Origin of the sequence: Gimesia panareensis, assembly GCF_007748155.1 — a bacterium.
Classification (GTDB): domain Bacteria; phylum Planctomycetota; class Planctomycetia; order Planctomycetales; family Planctomycetaceae; genus Gimesia; species Gimesia panareensis.
Genome location: NZ_CP037421.1, coordinates 7,742,319 through 7,763,892, shown reverse-complemented (window position 1 = coordinate 7,763,892; position 21,574 = coordinate 7,742,319). Strand labels below are relative to the sequence as shown.

The following is a 21,574-nucleotide window of genomic DNA, read 5'->3' as shown; positions in this document are numbered from 1 at the left end:
CCCAATTTCACTTCCCTGCGGCATCCCGTTCCCGTGCCTGGGCTGCTAACCAGATGGCGGCGCGGTTGGCAATTGTCATGCGGACCTCTTTCAAGGTCTGTTTCTCACTAGACGACAGCAACTGCACCTCCAGCGTGACGGTGCTTCCCGGGGGATGTCCCATGCGGGACATTAGTTCGACCAGATCCTCTTCAAAGCGTTTCTGCCACTTATCACCGAAGGTCTCTTTGCTGAAGGTGATCATCTCCTCTGCAGGGATGCCGTCCAGCGCAATCAGCCTGTACCACTCGTCGTTCACTTTGACTTCCGGCTGCGAGTCTTCCCAGCGGACCGCCGCAAAGGGGGCGCGTTTCGGAAAATGTTGACTACTGCCGGAGTCCCAGTGCTTCGCCTGGTAGATAAAGAAGAATAAGAGCAGGATAATGGCGAGAAACAGCACCAGTCCAACGATCAACTGAACCGGGGAAGCACAGGGGGCCGGGGGAATCTTTCCCGGGAAGGGAAGGTTCGGCAGTGCGATCTGACCGTTAATGCCCTCATCCGTGGTTTCCTGTTCAAGACTGGTGCGCAGTTTCTGTAATTCTTCCCGCCGCGGCAGGAGCTGCTCACGCACGACGCGCTGATTCAGAACATAAATCCAGCCATACAGGGCCAGCACAAATCCTTCCATCAGGACAAAGAAAAGCAGCGCGGGCGCCCAGCCCCCTTCCCGCGACTGCCAGGAGATCTGTGCAAAGAAAGCCGTAATCGAGAGGGTCGGCGGTAGCAGGTACCACCAGAGGATGTTCTTGAGCAGCCAGATCTGCTCCTCGGCTTCGGCCAGCGAGCGCTGTACGCACTGCTGTAATAATGGTCCTTCCGATTTATCGGGCTCTGGCTGATGGCGTCTGCGGTACAGCAGCATGAACCCCGCAATCCACAGAAACACCGGCACGCTCAGATACCATGCCCAGGGAAGATCCAGCATATAGCCCATCACAAACCAGATGGGAATCATCACGATCGCAACCCCGACTTCACCGAAATCGCGATAAGAAATCATCGTATTGAATTGACGCTGATCGCGCTGCACTTCCTCGCGCAGCAGGTCCGCATCAATGATGACCCGCGTCTGGGCCGAGTCTGCCTGCCAGGCCTGTTGGAATTCGTCAGGAGTCATCGGTTTCCCCTTTCATCAGCTCATTCAATGCCTGCCTGGCCCGGTTCAGTTTCACGCCGACATAGTTTTCGGAAATCCCCAGCACTTCAGACATCTCGCGATAGCTCAGCTCTTCCAGATAAAGCAGCACCAGCGCTGCATCGGTTTTGGGCAACTGGTGAATGGCCTTGTAGAGCTGCTCGACGAGATCCCGTTGCTGCGCTGAAGCGGCACTGTCCGCCTCCCCGGCTGTCAGCATCTGCACTTCCAGCAACGGTTTCTGTCGAACCCGTCGCGGCGCTTCTTTTCTGCGCCAATTCATCGCCGTCTGGAGTGCCACACGATAAAACCAGGTGGCCGGGCTCGACTTCTGCGCAAACTGCGGCAGTGACTTCCAGGCCTGCAGTAGAATTTCCTGAGCAAGGTCCTGGGTCTCTTCGCTGGTCAGGGTGTAGGCGCGTGCCACTTTCCAGACGGCGGCACCATGCGTGTCCAGCCAGTCCATGAACAGCGATTCCCGTGTTTGATCGTGCACGACAACACCCCTTTCCACAGCTATTAGTAACCGCTGCAGGGGCCGACTTACAGAAAAAAGGTGTCGTATGCGAATTTCTTGTAAAAAAATGGATTGGTTATTGGGGCTTACTACCCGCGAGCCAGGCGCGGAATTGATGGAGGATCTCTTCCTCAAAGACACCGCCATCCGAGAAATCAGCAGAGGCGACAATTTGCTCCCACCGATCCGTATCGAATGGTACGGGATAGCGGTTCGCCTGAATCAGTTCGATCAGTAATCCCTCCAGAGCCATTTCTGGCTCATTGTGGTTCAAATAATGATCCACTCCGGTAAGCGTTTCAGAATCGAACAGGGGGCGACACAAATCAGCAAGTAGAGCGACTTCCTTGCGGAGCGCTGCGATCGACTCTTTCGATTCTTCATGTGCCATGATGCGCTTTATTTAGAAAGGATAAGGAGAATGTGTTAAAGTCTTATGCTGGATTATTCCAGAAAATCCCCACTTCGCAAGAATCGATCAAACGAATGGAAGAAATTAAGATCATCCAGATAAACGAATATGAATTGAGCGCGGAACAGCGGGCGCAAATTCTTGCTCTGCTCAAGGATTGTTTCCCGGGTTACTTCGAAGAGCGGCACTTCTTTAAACAAATGCCGCAACAGCGGCTGCTGGCCTATGCGGATGGAACCCTGATCGGGCAACTGGGGCTGGAGCATCGGGCGATTCGGGTCGGAGATCAGTGTGCGTCGATTTTTGGTGTGGTCGATCTCTGCGTCAGAGAAGCGGAGCGACGACAGGGGGTGGCCACGGCACTCATGAGAACCGTTGAGCAGACAGCAAAATCGCACGACATTGACTTTTGCCTGCTGTTCGCCGACGAGCATGACCTCTACCGGAAGCTGGGCTACACGCATACGAAAAATAATTGTATCTGGCTGGGCATTGATGAGGGTCAGAGCATCGGACTGATCGAGCGCCCGGTCACAGACTGCATGCTGGTCAAGCGGATCAGCGGAACAATTCCCTGGGACGATACCCAGACCATCGATCTGCTGGGGCATTTATTCTAACAGTGCCGCGACTGAAGTTGGTCGCATACGGCGAACAGAAATCGCGCTTCAAAAATTCATCGAACTGGACCTGTCAACCACAGTGCCACGATCATAGAATTAACGGCAGGCGTTCTTCACGAAAAGCGACTCAATTACTACTGAAAGACCAGGACCAGGAAACGAATCGACCATGCGACTTTTTCAGCGCCCTTCAGGGGCAGCAACTTTTTTAGTGACCACTCTGATACTGATGACTGCTGCGACACAGGCCGCCGACTGGCCTCAGTGGCAGGGCCCGAACCGGAACTCCATTTCGGCCGAGACCGGGCTCCGCTCTACTTTTCCCGAAGACTTCAAGCCGGTGTGGTCCTTCAAGGACTGCGGGATCGGCTACTCTGCCCCGGCGGTTGTCAATGACTACGCCTACCTGCTCGGTGCCGACAAGCAGGAGAACGGCGATTACACTGAATTTGTGCTGGCACTGGATCCCAGCGGCAAGCAGCTCTGGAAACAGGAAGTCGCCCACTACAAGGAAGGCATCATGCTGACCAAATGGGGCCACGGTCCGCGGAGTACTCCCTCCATCGCCGACGGCCGCTTGTTTGGACTCGGCGCGAACGGCGATCTGTTTGCCCTGGATCAGAAAACCGGCAAACTGCTCTGGAAAGCCAATCTCCGTGAAGCCTACGGCAGTATGCTCAGTGGAGCGCGGGGCAAACCGGAAAACACCTGGGGCTATTGTGAGTCTCCCCTGGTGGATGGCAACCATGTAATCTGCACGCCCGGCGGTGAGCAGGGTTCGGTGGTCGCCCTCGACATTGCGACCGGCAAGCTGGTCTGGCAGTCTAAAGAACTGACCGACCCCTGCAGTTATTCTTCGACCGTGATCGCTGACTTCGGCGGGGTGAAACAGTACGTGGTGCTGACCGCGAAACAGCTGGCTGGCGTCCGCGCTGCTGACGGCAAACTGCTCTGGACCGCCGAAGTTCCCGTGAATGAAGTCGCCGTGATTCCCACGCCTATCGTGACCGGAAATCGGGTCTACACGACCTGCGATTACGACGCCGGTTGCGGACTGGTCGAAGTCAAGCAAGACGGCGATCAGTTTACGGCGAAGGTGCTCTACAAAAACAAAACCATGAGCAACCACCACGGCGGCGTCGTACTGATCGACGGAAAAATTTACGGCTGGACCGGCAAAACCACCTCGCGCGGTCGCTGGGTCTGTCAGGATCTGGAAACGGGCGAGAGTGTCTGGATGGAAGGCCGCGCCGCACCCGCTGGTGCCGTGATGGCCGCGGATGGACACCTCTACTGTTTTACGCAGGACGACGGCGTACTGGTCTGCATTGAAGCCACCCCGAAAGGATTCAAAGAAACGGGCCGCTTTACGATTCCGCAGCGCACGGAAAAACAGAGCATCCTCGGAAAAGTCTGGGCCCGGCCCGTCATCTCCAATGGACGGCTCTATCTTCGCGATCAGGACCTGCTGTTCTGCTATGACATTAAGCAGGATTCCTAGGTAGCGTTTATTTAATCGTTTTCAGCGTGATCATGAAGTCGACAGCGTTAGCTCTGTCGGTATTCACCGTGGCCAAGGGTATGCTGTGACTCTTGTTTTCAGGACTTCAACAGCAGAAAAGCAAAATTAGCCGCAGGGCGTTAGCCCCGGTTGAAACGACTTTGGGATATCACATCCGAATTAAGAAACGCTACCTAGTCTCCGTATCGCATCGTCAATCTCATCAGTGAGACCTGAGGGGGCAGGCTTCGATTCAAGGAGCCCTGCCCCTTTTCTTATTCCTCCCCCGGGCTAAACGGAACGCATCAGGGCCAGTACGAAATTTCCAAAATTGATGACGAGCCCGACGACATATCTCTCACTGAGTAGCGGAAGCAGGGGCCTCTGAGATTTCCAAACCGTGTAGAAAACGTTCGAAAATAATACCGCGTTGATCAGCAGCGCCAGGATGGCGATCATGTCAAAGTAGTTTTCTTGAATCAACGCCATACAAAACGCAGGTTGAACCAGGAAACCGCCCAGGAACCAGAGCGGGTAGTCGGCAAAGGGACTCAGCGGTCTTTGATCTTGTCCCGGCCACGTCAAAATGACAATAGCGAGACTCAGCAGGCAAATCACAACCGTGAAACGAATCTTGGGATTGACCTTCAACCGCCTATTCTCCTGTTGTTGCTGCGAGATGTGCTTCCAGCCAGTCGTTGGCCCTCTAAAATATCATTCGTATGATGACACATGGAGTCGAGGCGAACAATGCGATTTCTGGTCATTCTATCTGCTCCGCGAAATCGATTGAGGCCAATACAAAAATGGCTGGCCGAACCGCCCTATACGGTTTAATTTGAGAAACGGATCACTTTTTAAGACAAACCGGCAAGTGTGCAGACTCAGTTCTTGTGAAGGACTGCCCCTGTAAGGTCTTTTAGCCAATGAAAACGTTCGCGCTCCAACTGAAGCACAGAAGAGGTCTGCTGGTCTGTCTGGCCGGCATTCTGCTGCTGGGGATTGCATACTTCTTAACGGAGGAGAAGCAACAGCCCCTGTCTGCGGAGGAGCAACAGTTGATGGGCGCCTGGGACGATGAAACTCCCGGTTTTCTGCGTATTTTCCGGGCAGATCGTACTTTCACCACGTCCAACGGTCAGTTTGCCGGCCGCTGGTGGATTGATGAGGGTGAGTTGAAAGTCACTTACTGGCAAACGTTCGAACCGCCCCGCTCGCTCAGTCTTACCAGTCTGGAGTTATCGCTGACCAGCCTGCAACGTTCGTTCGATGAGGAGACCTATTCCTGGCAGATTGACTTTCTCAAGAACGGCCAGCAGATGACGCTGAGCCATCCGGTCGACGAACAGCATCCGGACGGGAAGTGGCTGTGGACGAAGCAGATTGACAAGTAATGGCAGAAGCATGATCTCTGCTTAATAGATGTGTCCTGCTGAATTCTCACTCTTCAGTTTCATTCTGTTTTGACTGGATGGTCAGCCAGAGGGGGACATGCAGGTCCCAGTGGATCACGGCGCTCCGCAGGCCCATGATCAGCGCGGAGCAGGCGACGCCGATCAGGACGGCATGTTCGGGGAGCCAGGACACCAGGGCGACGTACAGGATGCAGCCCAGGGTGACCGGGATGGCATAGATTTCCCGCCGCATCAGGAGTGTCGGCTGACCTGCCAGCACGTCGCGGAGCAGGCCACCACCGATTGCCGTCAGGACACCCAGCAGGACTGGCGCGAGTGGCATGCCAAACTCGACCCAGATCACTTTCTGGGCCGCCTGGATGGCAAACATCGAGACCCCCAGCGCGTCGAGGTACAGCATGGTTTTAAAAATTTCCTTGCGCGTCATGTGTCGGTTTGTGAGGAAGGCCACGAAACTGGCCCCCAGGGCGACCCAGATGTAATTCAGGTCGGCTTCCCAGAAGACCGGTACGCCCAGGATCAGGTCCCGAATGGTACCGCCGCCGATGGCCGTGATCAGACCGAGTACACAGGCGCCAAAGAAATCGACGCCGCGCGGCGTCACCGCCAGTACGCCCGTCACTGCAAATGCGACCGTGCCGATCATCCCCAGCAGATATTGTGAGTCTGCGACGCTCATGGTGAACCTGCTGACGCGACTCAGGCTTTCTTCACGAATTCGGATTTCAGTCCCATTGAGCCAATCCCCGGAATCTTACAGTCGATGTCGTGATCGCCTTCGACCAGGCGGATATTTTTGACTTTCGTGCCCACCTTGACGACCGAGGAAGAGCCCTTCACTTTGAGGTCCTTGATCACGGTGACCGAGTCGCCATTCTGCAGGATGTTCCCGTTGGCATCCCGGACGACGGGACCGGTCGTTTCCTCCGCAGCCGCACTCTCCGGGTTCCATTCGTGCCCGCATGACGGACAAACCAGCAGCCCTCGATCTTCGTAAGTATATTCCCCATCACATTCCGGGCAGTTCGGCAAATCGCTCATCTCATCTCCTGCAGTCTGTCTGTTCAGTCTTTCAACGCCGGAACTACACGCGGCGTATGATCTCATTAGAATAACGAGAAACTGACACAGAGAACAGGAAGGGACGCAGAAAGCCAACAGCATAAACTGGGATGAACCATAACAAGCACGGATGCCACGAAAAGCGACGTTAGTCACTTCTCTTCATCACGCTTTTTTTCACCCACTGTAAACTCCCGGGCATGGCCGATGATTCTGGTCTTTTTCAATTCTTCCACTTGTGCGGGAGTCATTTGCGACAGATCCGTGACCTGAGTGCCGGGAGCAAATTCAAAATGGGAGTAACGCGAAACATCTTCGTTGACGATCGCTTCCAGAACCTGCATTGTCGTGCGGGTATACAATTTACCGTCGCGATAAACGGTCTGTTCCACCTTGTAAGGCAGCCACACACCGTCCGCGACCTTACGAAAATCGTGCAGCTTGACCGATGAAGTATGCTCCATTTGAGGCATCAGGTAGAGATCCCTCTGTTTCACCCGGTAGCCGAACTTCTTGCTGATGGTGAGAACCTGCTTCACCTGCTTTCCGTTAAAGAGAATTTTCCCGGTCCAGCTGATGACGAATTCGTCTTCATTTTCCTCGACGAGCTGGTAGTCGCGGAGTTGCAGCGCTTCGGGCAGTGATGTCCTTTTGGTTTCGACAATGTGATCCGTCGACGCCAGTGGATCCTCCACGTAGAGGGCGTTGTCATACATATATGTCGATCTTTGAATCAGGTTGCGGAAGGGATAAAAGTTCTTTCCATACTGCATTCCGATGTTTCCGGGCAGAAAGGTATTTCGACTGAGCCCCCCTTCTATCGCAGATACATGCTCGTAAGCGCGTTGCGTTTCCAGAGTCCAGTTACCCTGTTCGTCTTTTTTCGCGTGCTGCTGGCGATCCCGTTTGATTCGTTTCAGCTGGCGCTGCTCATCAAAGGCCACGACTTCGGTGGCCCTCACAAAGGAAACGCGTCCTGTCATCTGGGCCAGTTCGATTAAGGTGTAGGGGGACGTCGTCTCATAGCGGATTTTGAGATACAGAGATTTGATCCGGTCCCGTGACACCTCCCAGGGTTTGATCAGCCGCTCGGGAACCGCATCTGCACCCTGCACTGTGCCCTGCCCTGACAGAAACGGCAGCAGACAGGCACAGCAGAAAAACAACGGCGCTCGAACGGGAATGCGGAACATGGTGGCAGCCTTTCGCTGACAAACTGAGTTTCGATATTTGACGTACGTGGACATAAATGACACAATGTGCAATTGTATCAAATTCATGTCTCAGCTGGAAATTTTATTTACCAGAATGCGATTCCGCTCTGAGGTCTGGTGGCTTTCATTCGAAAGTTCCTGCTCCCTCGCCTGTCCGATTCCTGAGGAGAAGAGAAATGTCTCACAACAAGCGCTTACACCCCATTGTGCTGGCAGTCACACTGGCAGTTTCTCTGTCAGGTGCCTCCCTGTTGGCAGCGGATCCTCAGAAATGGCCCGAGAAACTGCCCGAGTCGATACTCAAACTCAAACAGTCAAAACACCCTGAGATTCCCCGGGAGTCCAACACTTCCGAAAAAGAGGGGCTGGAGCGGCTCAAACAAGCGATGCGTCCCGACAGTCACCTCAAATCGGGAACCGTATTGATCGAAACGGAAAAGTTTCTGCCACCACGTTTACATCGGGGACGGGTACCGCTCATCCTGACCAGGCTCACTTTTGATACCCAGGTCAAGCCGTCGCTGTGGGCGCAGTGGACCAGCACCGCAGAAAAAAATTGTGCCTTTGTCCGCTCGACAGAGGATACGTTTCTGTCAGAGAGTTTCCCGGCCCAACGTGGCAGACAAAGAATCTCGATCCGAAAGAAAGACTACATTCCCACATCCCTGTACTGTGATCTGTTTCCCATTTTTTCTTTCACCTACATTCCCCATTTCCTGCTGGGCCGTCCGCAGATGTATGAAGTGTTTGTCCGGAATTCAGTTATGAAAGGGGGGCAGTTCTTCGTCGAAAGACAGGCAGACGGGCCCTGGGTCATTCACAAGGTGACCGAGGACAGTAATCCCAAAAGCAGGCATAAAAAATATCATGCGATATTCGAAGTCACCGCAGACGAACCCTGCTACCTGACCCGCATGATTTTCTGGTCACAGAGCAGGGAGTCGGGTGACTGGGAAGTGAATATGGCACTGCAGAACGATTTTGTCGAAGTCGATGGTGTCAAAGTTCCCGGGGAAACGCTGTCCTATTTAAGGAGGTTCCTGGAGAAAGGGGGGGAGGACATGGTACATCGATTGACACTCACCTGGCAAGAAGTCAACAAACCCAGCGATCCGAAAACGTTCAACGAAAAGCTGCTGGAACCGACGCCAGAGACGGGAATTTTTGATCTGAGAAAAAAATCGGACGGCGTCGTGGGCGTTCCTTATAGCGAATTTCAAAAAACAGAATCGTCCTCGGATAAGTAATTCCCCCTCTCGAGAAGTCCTTTTCCGGCTCCATTCTCGTCGTTGGCGTTGCAATCAGTGTGGTTTCTGGCAGATAATTGAGAATTCATATTCTTCGATCAACAGACCAGTCGTGTCTGCAGTGCGGCACGACGGATTTGCTAAGGACGCTCACCATGCTGGCTCGTATTTCCGTTTTTCTGTTACTCTGTTTTGTGATGCTCCCCGGGCGGGTGCAGGCTGAAACGAAGCAGCCAAACATTTTGTTTCTCCTGACCGACCAGTGGCGGGCGCAGTCGCTCGGCTACGCGGGTAATGACCAGGTGCAGACGCCGAATATCGATGCACTGGCCCGACAGAGTGTCAATTTCCAGAACGCGGTTTCCGGGTGTCCGGTCTGCTGTCCCTTTCGAGGCTCACTGATGACCGGCCAGCGTCCCCTGACGCACGGCGTGTTTCTGAACGATGTGCAGCTGCCCGCCAAAGCCGTCACGATTGCTGAAGTGCTGGACAACGCCGGTTACGAAACCGGGTTCATCGGCAAGTGGCACCTGGATGGCCGGGGCCGCTCCGCATTCACACCACCAGAACGTCGCCAGGGCTTTGAGTTCTGGCGAGCCCTGGAATGCACGCACAACTATAACCGTTCGTTTTACTACGGAGACTCTCCTCAACGGCAGACCTGGGAAGGTTACGACGCCTTTGCCCAGACACGTGTGGCCCGGCAGTTTATCCGCGACCAGTCTAAAAAGGGGCAGCCGTTTCTGCTGGTGATGTCGTACGGCTCGCCGCACAATCCGTATCACACGGCACCTCCGGAATACCAGAGGATGTATGACCCGGAGAGAATCAAGCTGCGACCCAATGTGCCCCAGGATCAGCGGGCAGCCGCGCAAAAAGAACTCGCCGGTTACTTCGCCCATTGTACGGCGCTGGACGACTGTGTCAGCGATCTGCTGGCGACACTCAAAGAGACCGGCGTCGATGAAAACACGATCGTCGTTTTCACATCTGACCACGGCGACATGCTGCATTCCCACGGACAGATCCGCAAACAGAAACCGTGGGATGAATCGCTCCGCGTACCGATGCTGTTCCGGTTAAATGGAGCAGAGCACGCAAAAGGTCGCACCGTCGATACGCCGATCAATTCCGAAGACCTGATGCCCACGCTGTTAGGGCTCTGTCAAATTGCGATTCCCGAAACCGTGGAAGGGCTGGACTACAGCGGCTACCTGCGCGGCGGCAAAAATCCTTCGGATGGGGCAACGGTCATCACCTGTCCTTCCCCCTTTGGTGAATGGCAGCGGAGCCGGGGCGGAAAGGAATACCGTGGTTTGCGAACGACCCGTTATACCTACGTCCGTGATCTCAACGGGCCCTGGCTGCTGTACGACAACCAGGCAGACCCGTATCAGCTGAAAAATCTGTGTAACGATCCGGCGGCAGCCCCGATCCAGGCGAAGCTCGATGCGCTGCTCAACAAAAAACTGGCCGCCCAGAATGACGAGTTTCTGCACGGCAGTAAGTACATCGCAAAATTCGGTTACCAGGTGAACCCCAAAACGGGGACGGTGCCTTACACAAATTGAACTACGAAATACATGCCTGTTGGCTTGCCAACAGTGAATCGATGAAACTACCACGAAAAGCACGAACGACACGAAAAGAGTAGAAAAGGGCTCAAATATGACGAGCCCCGATACTTTATTGTTTATCCAGTTTCTGACGGGCAAAACTCAACTTTTTCTTTTGCATTTCACTGAGCAGGTCTGCATAGGGGGCCAGCGTTTCAACAAACTGTTGATATGCTTTATTACGAAAGAAGTGGTCGGCTTGCTCTGATGCCTCACGAAACCCGTTTGATCTCACCAGCGCGGTCCACTCTACTTGTCTGTCTGCGACTTCGTAAGTCTCATCGTAAATACTCAATAAACTCAAAAAGACCCAGTAAGGATGATCCCAGACTTTTTCGTCCATTTGTGATTTATGCTGGTCCAGTTCCGGAAGCATGGCTCCCCATTCGATAATGGAGTCTCGTGCTTCACCAATCTGCTGGTTGAATTCAGCAACCTCGTCGGGCTTTGCTGTTTTCATTTGCACGATGAATTCATCCTGGTCATCCTGGCATTCAAATCCCCACTTTTCAGCAAGTGGGATGATCTTATGCAGTGATTCCGGGATCAGTGTTCGATCCAGCTTCAAACGGGCACCCTGTTCCAGATCCATAATGCGTCCTTCAAATCTCATTCAATCTCTTTCCACACCATCTGCACAGCCAGACCTTTTCCTTCTGTTGGCAGTGGGGGTGATATTTTCATTTCGAAGTGGTTGTTGGCGTTCTGCATGTGTGCCAGCGCGCGGGGGGCGAACTGGAACAGGAATTCGGAGTTTAACTGTTCGATCGAGCCTGCCGGGTCGTCACCGTTTGTGTTTTCGCAGCGGAGATAGAACCCATAGACGGCGGTTGGCTGCTGCTTGATCCACGCATCGAGGGAAACCGTGAGCTTCTCTTCTTTGAGAGACGTCTCCAGCGGAGTCCAGGAGGCGCCGTTCGAGGAGACGGAGAGCATGGGAGCCGACTGACCTGGTGCCAGTTTCAGTTCCAGCCCGCCCTTCAGCAGCACATAGGGCCAGGTGAAGTGCCAGTCCCGCTGGTGGGGGTGGGGCTGATTCAGACGCGCCAGTTTCGTGATGCGGCGTTTCAGGGTGCCGTTCCCGGCGACGGGAGGCGGGCCAGCTTCAGTCAGATATTTCTGGTGCACATGCCCTGCAGCGGAAAAGTCAAACTCAAGGCGGTCTCCCGGTTCCAGGGTTGGAGCAAGCTGCGAATCTTTAATCGCAGGTTTCCGTTCGGAAGGCTGGTTGTCGGCAGTCGTAGTATAGAGTCGGGCGATTGCCTGCGAGGAACTGCCGATCGGATCCAGGGGCGTTTTTGTAATCAGTTCCGGATGCTGTGCCAGTTCTTCGACACTCGCGATCACTCCCTTGTCGTTGCGATAAAAGACTTCGTGGTCGGGATCGAACATGTGCCACTTACCGTCATAGAAGGCTTCCGCGACGACGTGTCCCGAGAGTCCCCACGTGCGGCTCTTGACCCCTGCCCTGCGCGCCAGGACCGCAAAGTTCGTGGCACAGTCGTCACAGAATCCGTAGCCGTAAACGTTGAGAAACTTCACGGGGTCGTGCACTTCATCCCCCGGTTCCGCCGGATAGAAGTGATACCGCCAGTCCTTCAGGAACTTCCAGATCGCCAGCGATTTCTCTTCGTCCGTCATTCCCGGTTTGAGAATACTGGAGAGCATCGCCTGCTGGCTGGAGAGATCGGGGTCCCCCTGGCGCTTCCAGTTGAGCTGGATGGTCTGCTGCGGATCCCGGTTTTCCCAGACAAGCTTGAGGGGCTGCACGTGTCTGCCGGGGATGTCGGGAAATGAAATCAGCGAATCGGCGTCGTTCAGTACAAACCTTGTCGATCGTTCGACAAAGGACTCCGGGCAGACCAGTTCATATTTACGGCCGTTGGTGCGGGGATCGGAAGAGTCGCTGGCAGAAAAATAGAGCGTCGTCGGCGTCCAGTGGCTAAAGTGCCCTTTGCCTTCTTCGCGGATCAGCTTATGCAATGCGTGGGGGTGTGGCAGTGGCTGACCATCCTCGAGCAGGAGGCATGCGGACTTTGATTCACGGTCTGCGTCATGCGGGATCTTGAGGCGAGCCACATATCCTACACCGGTCTCGTGTGATATTGCGGCAGGAAGAATCCATTCGCGAATCTGCGCTGTTTTCGTGGTCGACTGGATTTCCGGGCGAACCGTTTTCACGGAACTGCCTGGGGCCTGATTCCCGGAATCGCCCCGCACAGGAGAAAACGAGACGATGCACGTGAGCACCAGACTCACCGCGAAGAAGCACGCTGGTTGTTGTTTCATATTGAGCTCTGAAAGAAAATTTCATGGTACGAAAGTGCGAGCGATACGAGCTTATTATACCCGCACAAGATGCTGACGCTTGCTATTTCCAGCGCGAAAATTGCAAGTCTGCAAAAGATCGGGTAGGCTCATAGTTCCGTTGCTCTTATATTTCAAATCCTCCTGCAATGAATGGAATAGATGATGTTCATGAAATCCCGGTTGCGCGCAACAGTGGTCTGTAGTACTCTCACCTTCGCCGTCATGGGACTGGCCTCCTCTTTATCGATGGCTGCCGAGAAATACACGGAGAAACCCGGGAAAGCAGGGAACGGAAATCATGTGGTGGGGCCCGATTACAAAATCGATCCCCGACTGACCGATCAGGGCAATCCCAAAGGGAAGCGTTTCGAATTCGAGATGCCCCTGGCGAAGAGTAAAATTTTTCCCGGTACTGACAAAACCCTCGACCCCAAAAAAGAGGTGCGAAAAACGCGCAAGATCTTCGTGTATGTTCCCGCTGCCTACAAAGATGGAACCAAAGCACCGATCCTCGTCACACAGGACGGACCGAGCCGACTGGATCTGGTCTGCAATGCCCTGGATAATCTGACGATCTCGAAAGACCCCGCACAGCGGCTGCCGGCGTTTATTGTCATCGGCGTTCAGAACGGGGGCAACGACGGCAAAGGGAGCGAGCGCGGCCTGGAATACGATACGATGTCCGACCGTTACGCCCGGTTTATCAATGACGAAGTTCTACCCGCTGTAATGCATAACAAACAGATCCGTGCCGCTTATCCGCACATCGCTTTCACCGACAATCCCTGGGGCCGGGCCGCAATGGGCTGCAGTTCTGGCGGTGCGGCTGCGTTGACCATGGGCTGGTTCCGTCCCGATCTGTTCCGCCGCCTGATTACCTATTCCGGCACTTTCGTCGATCAGCAGGATGACGACGCCCCCGAAGAAGCGAAGTATCCGCTGGGCGCGTGGGAATACCATTCCAGTATGAAGCTGATTGAAAACAGCGACAAAAAGCCGCTGCGGATTTTCACGCACGTGGCGGAAAACGACCTCCGTGCCAACGATCCGGAGGAAACCTATCACAACTGGGTGATGGCCAACAAGCGAACTGCGGCGGCACTGAAGGCCAAAGGCTACGACTACCGCTACGTCTTCAGCAAGGGGACCCGGCACTGCGACCGCAAAGTCTTCGAGCAGACCCTGGCAGACACCCTGCTCTGGATGTGGCGCGGCTATCACGGCGAGTGATATTTAAAGAACCACGAAAAACATGAAAAGCACGAACAGCTTGATCAGGCAAGATTAAAAAAGGGGTAAGCCCGAATACAATTCGGGCCGAGCGCAGCGAGCAGGAAACTGTCAGAGAAAACTTACTTTAAGATTAAAGGTAACGGGATTCGAGGTCTGACGATTTTCTTTCCTCACAGGAGTTTCAACGATGCTCAGCGAAAGTGACAAAGCACGTTGGGAGAAGATGCGTTCTCTGTTAAATCGAGTGCGCTATCCGGTGCTGACCGAGTGGAATTCAATGGAAGATCAGGCCGCAGCAATTCGCTATGGATTGCAAACGGAAAAATTCACTGCGTATGAATTTTTGTTATTATCTTCCGATGATGAGTTGAAAAAAAGTATTTTAGAAACCCTTGTTAGATCAGCATCGACAGCGCATAGCTCTATTTATAAAAATCGAGCGGTCATCAAACTGATGCCCCGAAGATGGGTTATCAAACACATTGAGCCGATCGTCAATCAGATCCTGACCGATGAAACGGACCCGTATTTGAAGACAGAACCCGATGAGTACTATCGAAGGTTTGCAGAATTGTATGACGAACTGGATGATGGATTACTGGAACGTTTGTTAGATCGAGCCGCTCAACATGATGATCCCGATGTAAAAGAAGTGGCAGAAGATTTTCGAGAACGATGAGACAGGCTGGCTAATAACATTGCAGAAAGGGGGTAGATCACATTTCAATGAAGATCTACCCCCTTCGGGCACCCAACCCGTTTCTGTTTACCCGTCCGATCAGAACTCGCCAATCACTTCGCCGCCGGCACGGGTGCCCAGGGCTTCGAAGATCTCCTGGCTCATGTTTTCGCTCAGGAATTTGACGTGTCCGTCTCCCAGTATGAAGTGCGCACCGCCGACGTGGAAACTGCCGAAGTCCTCGGGGTCGTCTCCCCCGTTGGGAAGGTGCTCGGCGTGGCCAATCACGCGGGCCGGGGCATCGTCGGCCAGCGGGAGTGCACCAGACCAGGTGCCGTACCAGGGACCTTCCACGGGATCGTTATAGGTCGTCCGCTCGCCCACCATCAGCGTGTTACTCGTGCCGTCGGTGATGTCCCGCATCTTAACCTTGCTGTTATGGTAGAAGATGCCGTTACTCACGCATTGTCCCTGCGCGGAAAGCGGGGGCGTCCCCGGTGAGACGGTGTAGCAGTCATCGAGTTCGACCGAGCCGAAGACGCCGGCGTAGTTGGCGGTCGCCATCTGGACCTGCGCGCCGTTGCGGTCGTCGGCCATGAAAGTGTCCGGCTTCGGGTCACTGGGGCACTGGAAGACGGACAGCCGCTGTTTGAGCAGATCCCGGTTAGGGGCGACATCCATGGCCAGGCTGAAATTGAACTGGTTGTAAAGCGGCCCCTGATCGATATAGGGGAGGATCATCGTTCCCCAGGAGAAACCGCTCTCGCCGCCGACATTCGGCTGACGATTGACAACACCAACCCACCCGGGAGGAAACACCGAATGGACGTCATGATAGTTATGCAGGGCGATCCCGATCTGTTTCAGATTGTTTTTACATTGACTGCGTCGGGCGGCTTCCCGCGCCTGCTGGACAGCGGGCAGCAGCAGGGCAATTAAAATAGCAATGATTGCGATTACCACCAGCAGTTCGATCAGAGTAAAGCCGCGGCGGAGGGGGTTTTCTTTTCGCATTTTCAGGACTCCAGGACGTCTTATCATCAGGTAAATGAGAGGATCTGGCTCGAGCAACAGGATTATTATTGCAAATCAATTGCGCATGTCAATATTAAATGCAATCAATATGTAATAAAGTGTTTTGTGCGAATAAATGAGCGTACGAGCTGAAATCTGTGAATGAAAAGGGGGATTCTGAAACGGCGGATAGAGTTTCAGAGGGGAAAAGAGGCATGTCTGAAATGTGGTACTGACGCCTTTCAGGGTGGTAGAAGGTGGCTTATGTTTTCCGTTCTGCGTCTGGCGTAGCTCGACTGCAGTCACCTTCGCCTGGTTTAAATCACGATCGGGTTTAAAGCCGCATCCACCATAACCTGACCGCTGGAGAACAGGGTGACGATGGTGGCGACTAAGGTGGTCACATCAAATCTGCGGGAGCGGATTTCCGCGCCCAGCAAGATCGTCGCATACAAAAAAACAGCCAACGAACATAAAATAAAGATCGGGTAGAACACAAAGCCCAGGGTGATAAACTGCGAGAGGAATATCAACATCAGCCAGCCACCTGCATAAGCGCTCCAGAGTTTGACCGCCGGTTCGACCCGGTGGTAGCAGGACCATTGCCAAAGCAGGACCAGCGGCCATGCCAGGAGAACGGAAAAGAGAATCCGATTCAGGTTTCTAGCCGGTGTGTAATACGATTCCGGGGTCCGTCCCAGCAAAGCGTACGAGATCAGATACATCGTACACAGGATGACCGCTGCGGTGAGTAGTCGCAGAAACCTGGCTTTCAACGGACTTGTTTCCGTATGCATATCACATCCAGTTAGAATGAGTGACGATTCAGGCTCCATTGTACATGATCCCACCGTGCCGCGCAACCTGATCTTTCATGATCTGGTCAGAACAGACCTTCCAGTGGTATTCTATCTGTGTGTCGTTTTCTGCGTTCTTCAGCAATCTTGAATCTGGTACCGACATGTCGATCGAACTTTACACCGTCACAGGCTATCACCGCAGCGGAACACATCTCGGACTGCTGCCCGGGATCCCGCGAAATCAAATCTCCCGGCCGGGAGTCGGTCAGATCATGCAGGGGACCGAAGTACTGCTCACTCTGCCGGATGGCGAGACCAGAACGGCTGAGATCGTGCATTATTTCATGCGGGTGCCGGATGCGGTGGCAGACCTTTCAGAACTGGACGACCTCGGGATTATTCTAGTGCTGGCCGATGTGAATTCAGAAGCGGAGGTTCCCCTCGGCACGAAGATCAGTCTAGAATAGAAGCAGGTTTAAAGCAGAGATTCTGAAGCTGAGCCATCAATGAGGTCGCAACATGACCGAAACCGAAATTCAGGAACTGGAAACCAAGACCGGCTGTCAACTGCCGGCGGTCTATCGAGAGCTGCTGCTCAACTATCCGCAGCGGTTGACCGATCTGGCGACCACGCTGGGTATCGAGGAGTTGGAACTGCTCTATCATTCCCGGGATTCGCTGGCCCGGGTGAATGGGGAGGATCCCGAATACCTGCGCAGCATCTTTCCGCCCCATTGTTTTGTCATCGGCGAAAATGGGAACGGCGACTATTACGCGATCGATACCCAGTCCGCAGACGGTGTGGTCTACATGAGCGGTCCGCATTGGGGCGAATATCCTGAAGACGCCGAGGGCAAGCCTCTACCCTATGACGACAGCCTGCAGGAGTACATCGAGTTCGTCGTCCACGTGTATGAGGAGGCGATTCAGTTCGAGAGTGAACTGGATGACACGACCGTGTATCGGCCGCCGGGAATGCTGACAGAATATTTCAGTATTGCCCTGAGTCTCCTGCTCATGCCGATCCTGCTGCTGTTGATGTTGTGCTCCCTGCTCCTGACCGGCCCGTTCGTGTTGCTGATGCGCTTGTGGGACAGGATCCGACCCTTGAAGGGGTGAAGTGAATCGGGTACACCCGGTGCCATCGATCACTCAGGCTCGCTCAGCTTCCAGGTGAACGGGGGCTCGATGACGTAGCCGTCTGCGAAGAGGGCGTACAGGATTATGGGTGAGGTACTACCCTGGTCCTGCTGCAGTTGGTCGATTACCTCGGAGATCGAATAATCAACCGGTTTGGTCCAGGGGACTCGTTCCGCTGCAGCGACGCCGACGCAAAGGACCGGTTTGCCGTTAATATAAAGGACCGGCTCGCTGTCCGGGTCGGTGCCGTTCCAGTTGCCGCTTGGATTTTTCACCCCCAGGGCAGTCGTCAGGCCTGTCTCACGCTGGTCACTCAGAGTGACCGGCGTGCTATTGCCCGCATGTCGATACATGCTGGGAAGATAGCCCGTCAGCGCGCCGTTGCCGGGGGCATCCCACGCTTCGGAATTCTGAAAATCAGGCAGCGTCTGGTTCCATTCTTCAGCCAGACGCACACGCCAACTGAGCAGGTTCTGACCCGTCGATGCGTCCCTGATGTTGCCTGGCAGTGACCCATGTCGCTCTTGATAATTATGGAACGCCAGCCCCAACATTTTCATCGTGTTTTTGAGCAAGGGATCGTCTACACGATATTCACGGAGAGTCTGACAATAGCGCAGGAACGGATAAACTGCCCCAACCAGAACCAGTACCAGGAGAATCAGCACTGTGTAACCGAATTTCTTGCGAAGGGGTGAGTTCGTCATCAGAGAGCCCTCTGCGGAATCGGAGAGTAAAAAATGCTTGTAGAGAGCGCATCATTGCAGGAAAATCAACGGAGAGCAAATTTATTTTCAGCTGGCTGCAATTCCTCTATAACATCCAGGACCCGAGATGATTCAGATTCACACCACCTGCCGTCGACGTATCGCTGCTGTAGCATCTCTCCACCTGCTGGTACTCCCGGTGCTCAGCGGTTGCGGCCAGGAATCCGTGTCGCCGGTCTCAGAAGTCGCGGCGGCGGATGCGACAGAGAATAAGACAGGAGAGAGCGACCTGGCGCAGGTGTATGCAGTTCTGCAAAGCAAGAAGTTTGTCGATCTGACGCATGCTTTCGAGCCGGGGATTCCGCACTGGCCCGGCTTTCCCGATGAAACGGTCAAGACTATCTACTGGTACGACAAACGGCCCGGCACGCTCGGGGAGGGCTTTTTCGCGCAGCTGTATTGTCACGTCGGTCAGTGGGGGACGCACGCCGATCCCCCCGCGCACTTTGTCAAAGGAGGCCGCACGCTGGATCAGATCGAGGTCAAAGAAATGATTCTGCCGCTGGTACTGTTTGACGTTCATCAGGCGGTGAAGCAGAATCCCGATTACACGATTACGCTGGACGATGTCCGCCAGTGGGAGGCAAAACATGGCCCAGTTCCCAAAGGCGCGTTTGCCGTGATGCGAACCGACTGGTCGAAACGCTGGCCCGATCAAAGTGCCATGCACAACAAAGACAAAGCCGGCGTCGCCCACTATCCGGGGTGGAGTCTCGAAGTCTTGAAGTACCTCTACGAAGACCGCGGCATCACCGCCTCAGGCCATGAAACCACCGACACCGATCCCGGCGTCGCCACCACCGAAGACGAATATTCCCTGGAGAACTACATCCTGAGCCAGAACCATTACCAGATCGAACTGTTAACGAACCTGGATCAGGTACCGGAAGCTGGTGCCCTGGCGGTGGTGACCTTCCCCAAACCCAAAGGGGGCTCGGGCTTCCCCGCCCGCGTGTTTGCGATCCTGCCGTGAGGTGCTTTAATTTCCTCTCTCATCGAAACCATCCGGGTGCCACCTGTCGGCTTGCCCGACAGTGCTGCTGAGGTAAACATTTCCCACTTCACGTATCCTCCCCGACTACTGAATAAACTGGACTGGACCCAGACACGCGTCTGACCAGAATGCCTGATTATGCGTCGCGCGCGCGAGCCACGATTCTTTTTCACGGGAACATGCAGAACTGATGCCCCAAACACACTATAAAACCCTCTGGTTTCAGCACGATTTGAAATACAACTGCTCATTGATGCACTCCATTTTCGGTCCACTTTTACCACTTATACCCGCATAAAAACCGCTGATGACCACAAATAACCCGCCCTGACCAGCAGTCCCGCTTAACCAGAGAAAAGCAGATCATGCAACATCCAAGGATCCCCCCGAATGCAATCCGGGTCGAGCACAACGAGCAGGAAGTCTCTTCTCCGGGGTGCCATCCATGAGGAAGCTTCTGTCAAGACCGTAGTGAGAAGAACGCGGAATTATCCAACCATCCATCCGGCATCACTCGCCTTGGCGAGGCGCCACAAGACAAATTACGGTGACTCCCATTCACAGTTACGGCATCACAGTGTGCCATGGCACCCGTCGGGATGTCACCTGAATCCCACTTTCGATCTCAACGTGAAACTTAAGTCCGACACAACTCTTTGAATTTACTTATCGAAACTGCAGTCGCTCAGACTGCCAGGCTCCGTTCTTTCCACAAGGTTCCATTTTTCAACATGGACCACATCACACGCACCAGGTAATGCGATGTGGCTACAATCGCAATCTTTTTCCTGTCTTTTTCCTGTCGATGAATCCGCTCATAATAGGCTTTAATCGTCGGTGAATATCGAATCCCCTGCCAAACTGCTTCGGTAACCAGGTGCCGGACCTCTGCACATCCTTCGCGCGTGATATGCCCCAGTCGATTAGTACTCCCTGACTGATCCTGGATCGGGATCAGACCGAAGTAGGCCCCCACTTTCTTACTGTTGGCAAATCGATGCGGGTCATCCACAAAGGCCACGAATGCCTCAGCAGTGCGTAAGCCGATGCCGGGGATACTCTGCAATTGCTGCACGGCAATGTTCTCTTTCGAATAGCGGGCCAGTTCCGTTTCAACCAGCCTGGTTTGCCTCGTCAGTGTTTCGATCTCTTCTACCAGCATGTCCCGTTTCAGATTTTGCATCGGCTGTTTCAGATCTTTCTGTTTTAGCCATTCCATCCCCCGTATGGTCCAGAGACCAAACTCTTTGGGAACCCTGCAACCAACACTTCTCAGAAGCGAGCGAATTCCATTTTTAGCCCGGGTCCGTTTCTGAATCAGTTTGCCTCGGAATGTAATCAACTCTCTCCAGGCCCGCACGTCTGCAGTCGGGACATGAACGGTCGGAACTTCATCGAGAAACAACAGTTTGGCCAGTTTCTCTGCGTCCGCACGATCATTCTTTTGTTTGGAACGAAAAATCAGTTTCAACAGTCCTGGATGGGCCACGGCAACACGAGAAGCAATCTTACTCAGAGCTTCAAAGTAGATGCCATAACCGGTACTGGCTTCAAAACAGACTTCGCATCGTCCTTGCAGGTTCATCAGAAATTTAATCACATCATCCAGGCATGGCAGCTGACACCGCTGCAGCAGCTTACCATGCTTATTAAGTACACAAATCGTAATATGCTTGACATGCACATCCAAACCAACATACAACATCATTGCCTCCGGAGGTGAGATTTCGTGAAACAGATTGTGAACGAACTTGTTCCACGATAATCGATCCGACGGAGGCTTCCTACATAGTTTCACAGTTGGCTTGCCCAACTGTGCTGTCACCAATGCATCTCACAACACAACCGCAGGT

Annotated in this window: 23 protein-coding genes; 10 read left to right on the top strand and 13 right to left on the bottom strand. The window is 53.9% G+C overall.

Going from position 1 to position 21,574, the window contains the following annotated elements; genetic code table 11:
- Positions 1-7: 7 nt before the first annotated feature.
- The 3 genes from Enr10x_RS29450 to Enr10x_RS29440 form a co-directional block, all read right to left on the bottom strand.
- Positions 8-1,159, bottom strand: a complete 1,152-nt coding sequence (locus tag Enr10x_RS29450; protein WP_145115922.1) for a UbiA prenyltransferase family protein — start codon at positions 1,157-1,159, stop codon at positions 8-10.
- Positions 1,149-1,673, bottom strand: coding sequence for an RNA polymerase sigma factor (locus tag Enr10x_RS29445; protein ID WP_197996309.1), 525 nt, complete (start codon positions 1,671-1,673; stop codon positions 1,149-1,151). The genes Enr10x_RS29450 and Enr10x_RS29445 overlap by 11 nt, the downstream gene beginning before the upstream one ends.
- Before the next feature lie 97 nt (positions 1,674-1,770).
- Complete coding sequence (locus Enr10x_RS29440; protein WP_145115919.1) at positions 1,771-2,085, bottom strand: hypothetical protein; 315 nt, start codon at positions 2,083-2,085, stop codon at positions 1,771-1,773.
- A gap of 95 nt (positions 2,086-2,180) precedes the next feature.
- Here Enr10x_RS29440 and Enr10x_RS29435 point away from each other — a divergent pair, with 95 nt between their 5' ends.
- Complete coding sequence (locus tag Enr10x_RS29435) at positions 2,181-2,726, top strand: GNAT family N-acetyltransferase (RefSeq protein ID WP_145115917.1); 546 nt, start codon at positions 2,181-2,183, stop codon at positions 2,724-2,726.
- A 214-nt stretch (positions 2,727-2,940) separates the two neighbouring features.
- Complete coding sequence (locus Enr10x_RS29430; protein WP_197996308.1) at positions 2,941-4,230, top strand: PQQ-binding-like beta-propeller repeat protein; 1,290 nt, start codon at positions 2,941-2,943, stop codon at positions 4,228-4,230.
- Positions 4,231-4,521: 291 nt separating this feature from the next.
- Here the strand turns inward: Enr10x_RS29430 and Enr10x_RS29425 are convergent, their stop codons facing one another.
- A complete protein-coding gene (locus Enr10x_RS29425) occupies positions 4,522-4,881 on the bottom strand; it encodes a hypothetical protein (protein WP_145115910.1) in 360 nt (119 codons plus the stop codon).
- 275 nt (positions 4,882-5,156) lie between these two features.
- Here Enr10x_RS29425 and Enr10x_RS29420 point away from each other — a divergent pair, with 275 nt between their 5' ends.
- Positions 5,157-5,624 (top strand): hypothetical protein, encoded by a 468-nt coding sequence (locus Enr10x_RS29420; RefSeq protein WP_145115907.1) that lies wholly within the window; start codon positions 5,157-5,159, stop codon positions 5,622-5,624.
- Between the two features lie 46 nt (positions 5,625-5,670).
- Here the strand turns inward: Enr10x_RS29420 and Enr10x_RS29415 are convergent, their stop codons facing one another.
- From Enr10x_RS29415 to Enr10x_RS29405, 3 genes are all read right to left on the bottom strand, one after another.
- A complete protein-coding gene (locus Enr10x_RS29415) occupies positions 5,671-6,324 on the bottom strand; it encodes a trimeric intracellular cation channel family protein (protein ID WP_145115905.1) in 654 nt (217 codons plus the stop codon).
- Positions 6,325-6,344: 20 nt separating this feature from the next.
- A complete protein-coding gene (locus Enr10x_RS29410) occupies positions 6,345-6,686 on the bottom strand; it encodes a zinc ribbon domain-containing protein YjdM (protein ID WP_145115902.1) in 342 nt (113 codons plus the stop codon).
- 173 nt (positions 6,687-6,859) lie between these two features.
- Positions 6,860-7,900: a hypothetical protein gene (locus Enr10x_RS29405; protein WP_145452553.1), complete on the bottom strand. Its 1,041-nt coding sequence runs from the start codon at positions 7,898-7,900 to the stop codon at positions 6,860-6,862.
- Between the two features lie 197 nt (positions 7,901-8,097).
- On the opposite strand from Enr10x_RS29405, the gene Enr10x_RS29400 reads away from it, so the two are divergent.
- Positions 8,098-9,168 carry a hypothetical protein gene (locus Enr10x_RS29400; protein ID WP_145452552.1) on the top strand — a complete coding sequence of 357 codons (1,071 nt, stop codon included), beginning with the start codon at positions 8,098-8,100 and terminating at the stop codon, positions 9,166-9,168.
- 155 nt (positions 9,169-9,323) lie between these two features.
- Positions 9,324-10,739, top strand: coding sequence for a sulfatase family protein (locus Enr10x_RS29395; RefSeq protein ID WP_145452551.1), 1,416 nt, complete (start codon positions 9,324-9,326; stop codon positions 10,737-10,739).
- A gap of 115 nt (positions 10,740-10,854) precedes the next feature.
- Here the strand turns inward: Enr10x_RS29395 and Enr10x_RS29390 are convergent, their stop codons facing one another.
- Entirely contained in the window at positions 10,855-11,397 is a 543-nt protein-coding gene (locus Enr10x_RS29390) for a hypothetical protein (protein ID WP_145452550.1), read from the bottom strand.
- Entirely contained in the window at positions 11,394-13,073 is a 1,680-nt protein-coding gene (locus Enr10x_RS29385) for a transglutaminase-like domain-containing protein (protein ID WP_145452549.1), read from the bottom strand. The genes Enr10x_RS29390 and Enr10x_RS29385 overlap by 4 nt, the downstream gene beginning before the upstream one ends.
- A gap of 267 nt (positions 13,074-13,340) precedes the next feature.
- On the opposite strand from Enr10x_RS29385, the gene Enr10x_RS29380 reads away from it, so the two are divergent.
- Both Enr10x_RS29380 and Enr10x_RS29375 read left to right on the top strand, forming a co-directional pair.
- Positions 13,341-14,324 carry an alpha/beta hydrolase gene (locus Enr10x_RS29380; protein ID WP_390621368.1) on the top strand — a complete coding sequence of 328 codons (984 nt, stop codon included), beginning with the start codon at positions 13,341-13,343 and terminating at the stop codon, positions 14,322-14,324.
- 190 nt (positions 14,325-14,514) lie between these two features.
- On the top strand, positions 14,515-15,006 hold the full coding sequence (locus Enr10x_RS29375; protein WP_145452548.1) for a hypothetical protein: 492 nt from the start codon (positions 14,515-14,517) through the stop codon (positions 15,004-15,006).
- A 99-nt stretch (positions 15,007-15,105) separates the two neighbouring features.
- Here the strand turns inward: Enr10x_RS29375 and Enr10x_RS29370 are convergent, their stop codons facing one another.
- Together Enr10x_RS29370 and Enr10x_RS29365 are read right to left on the bottom strand one after the other, a co-directional pair.
- On the bottom strand, positions 15,106-16,020 hold the full coding sequence (locus tag Enr10x_RS29370; protein WP_145452547.1) for a DUF1559 domain-containing protein: 915 nt from the start codon (positions 16,018-16,020) through the stop codon (positions 15,106-15,108).
- A gap of 317 nt (positions 16,021-16,337) precedes the next feature.
- Positions 16,338-16,817: a hypothetical protein gene (locus Enr10x_RS29365; protein ID WP_145452546.1), complete on the bottom strand. Its 480-nt coding sequence runs from the start codon at positions 16,815-16,817 to the stop codon at positions 16,338-16,340.
- A gap of 164 nt (positions 16,818-16,981) precedes the next feature.
- On the opposite strand from Enr10x_RS29365, the gene Enr10x_RS29360 reads away from it, so the two are divergent.
- Together Enr10x_RS29360 and Enr10x_RS29355 are read left to right on the top strand one after the other, a co-directional pair.
- Complete coding sequence (locus Enr10x_RS29360) at positions 16,982-17,287, top strand: hypothetical protein (protein ID WP_145452545.1); 306 nt, start codon at positions 16,982-16,984, stop codon at positions 17,285-17,287.
- 52 nt (positions 17,288-17,339) lie between these two features.
- Complete coding sequence (locus tag Enr10x_RS29355) at positions 17,340-17,939, top strand: SMI1/KNR4 family protein (protein ID WP_145452544.1); 600 nt, start codon at positions 17,340-17,342, stop codon at positions 17,937-17,939.
- A 29-nt stretch (positions 17,940-17,968) separates the two neighbouring features.
- Here Enr10x_RS29355 and Enr10x_RS29350 read toward each other — a convergent pair whose 3' ends face one another.
- Positions 17,969-18,667, bottom strand: coding sequence for a DUF1559 family PulG-like putative transporter (locus Enr10x_RS29350; protein ID WP_145452543.1), 699 nt, complete (start codon positions 18,665-18,667; stop codon positions 17,969-17,971).
- Between the two features lie 127 nt (positions 18,668-18,794).
- On the opposite strand from Enr10x_RS29350, the gene Enr10x_RS29345 reads away from it, so the two are divergent.
- Positions 18,795-19,700: a cyclase family protein gene (locus tag Enr10x_RS29345; RefSeq protein ID WP_197997416.1), complete on the top strand. Its 906-nt coding sequence runs from the start codon at positions 18,795-18,797 to the stop codon at positions 19,698-19,700.
- Positions 19,701-20,406: 706 nt separating this feature from the next.
- Here the strand turns inward: Enr10x_RS29345 and Enr10x_RS29340 are convergent.
- On the bottom strand, positions 20,407-21,429 hold the full coding sequence (locus Enr10x_RS29340; RefSeq protein ID WP_145105234.1) for an IS110 family RNA-guided transposase: 1,023 nt from the start codon (positions 21,427-21,429) through the stop codon (positions 20,407-20,409).
- Positions 21,430-21,574: the final 145 nt, after the last annotated feature.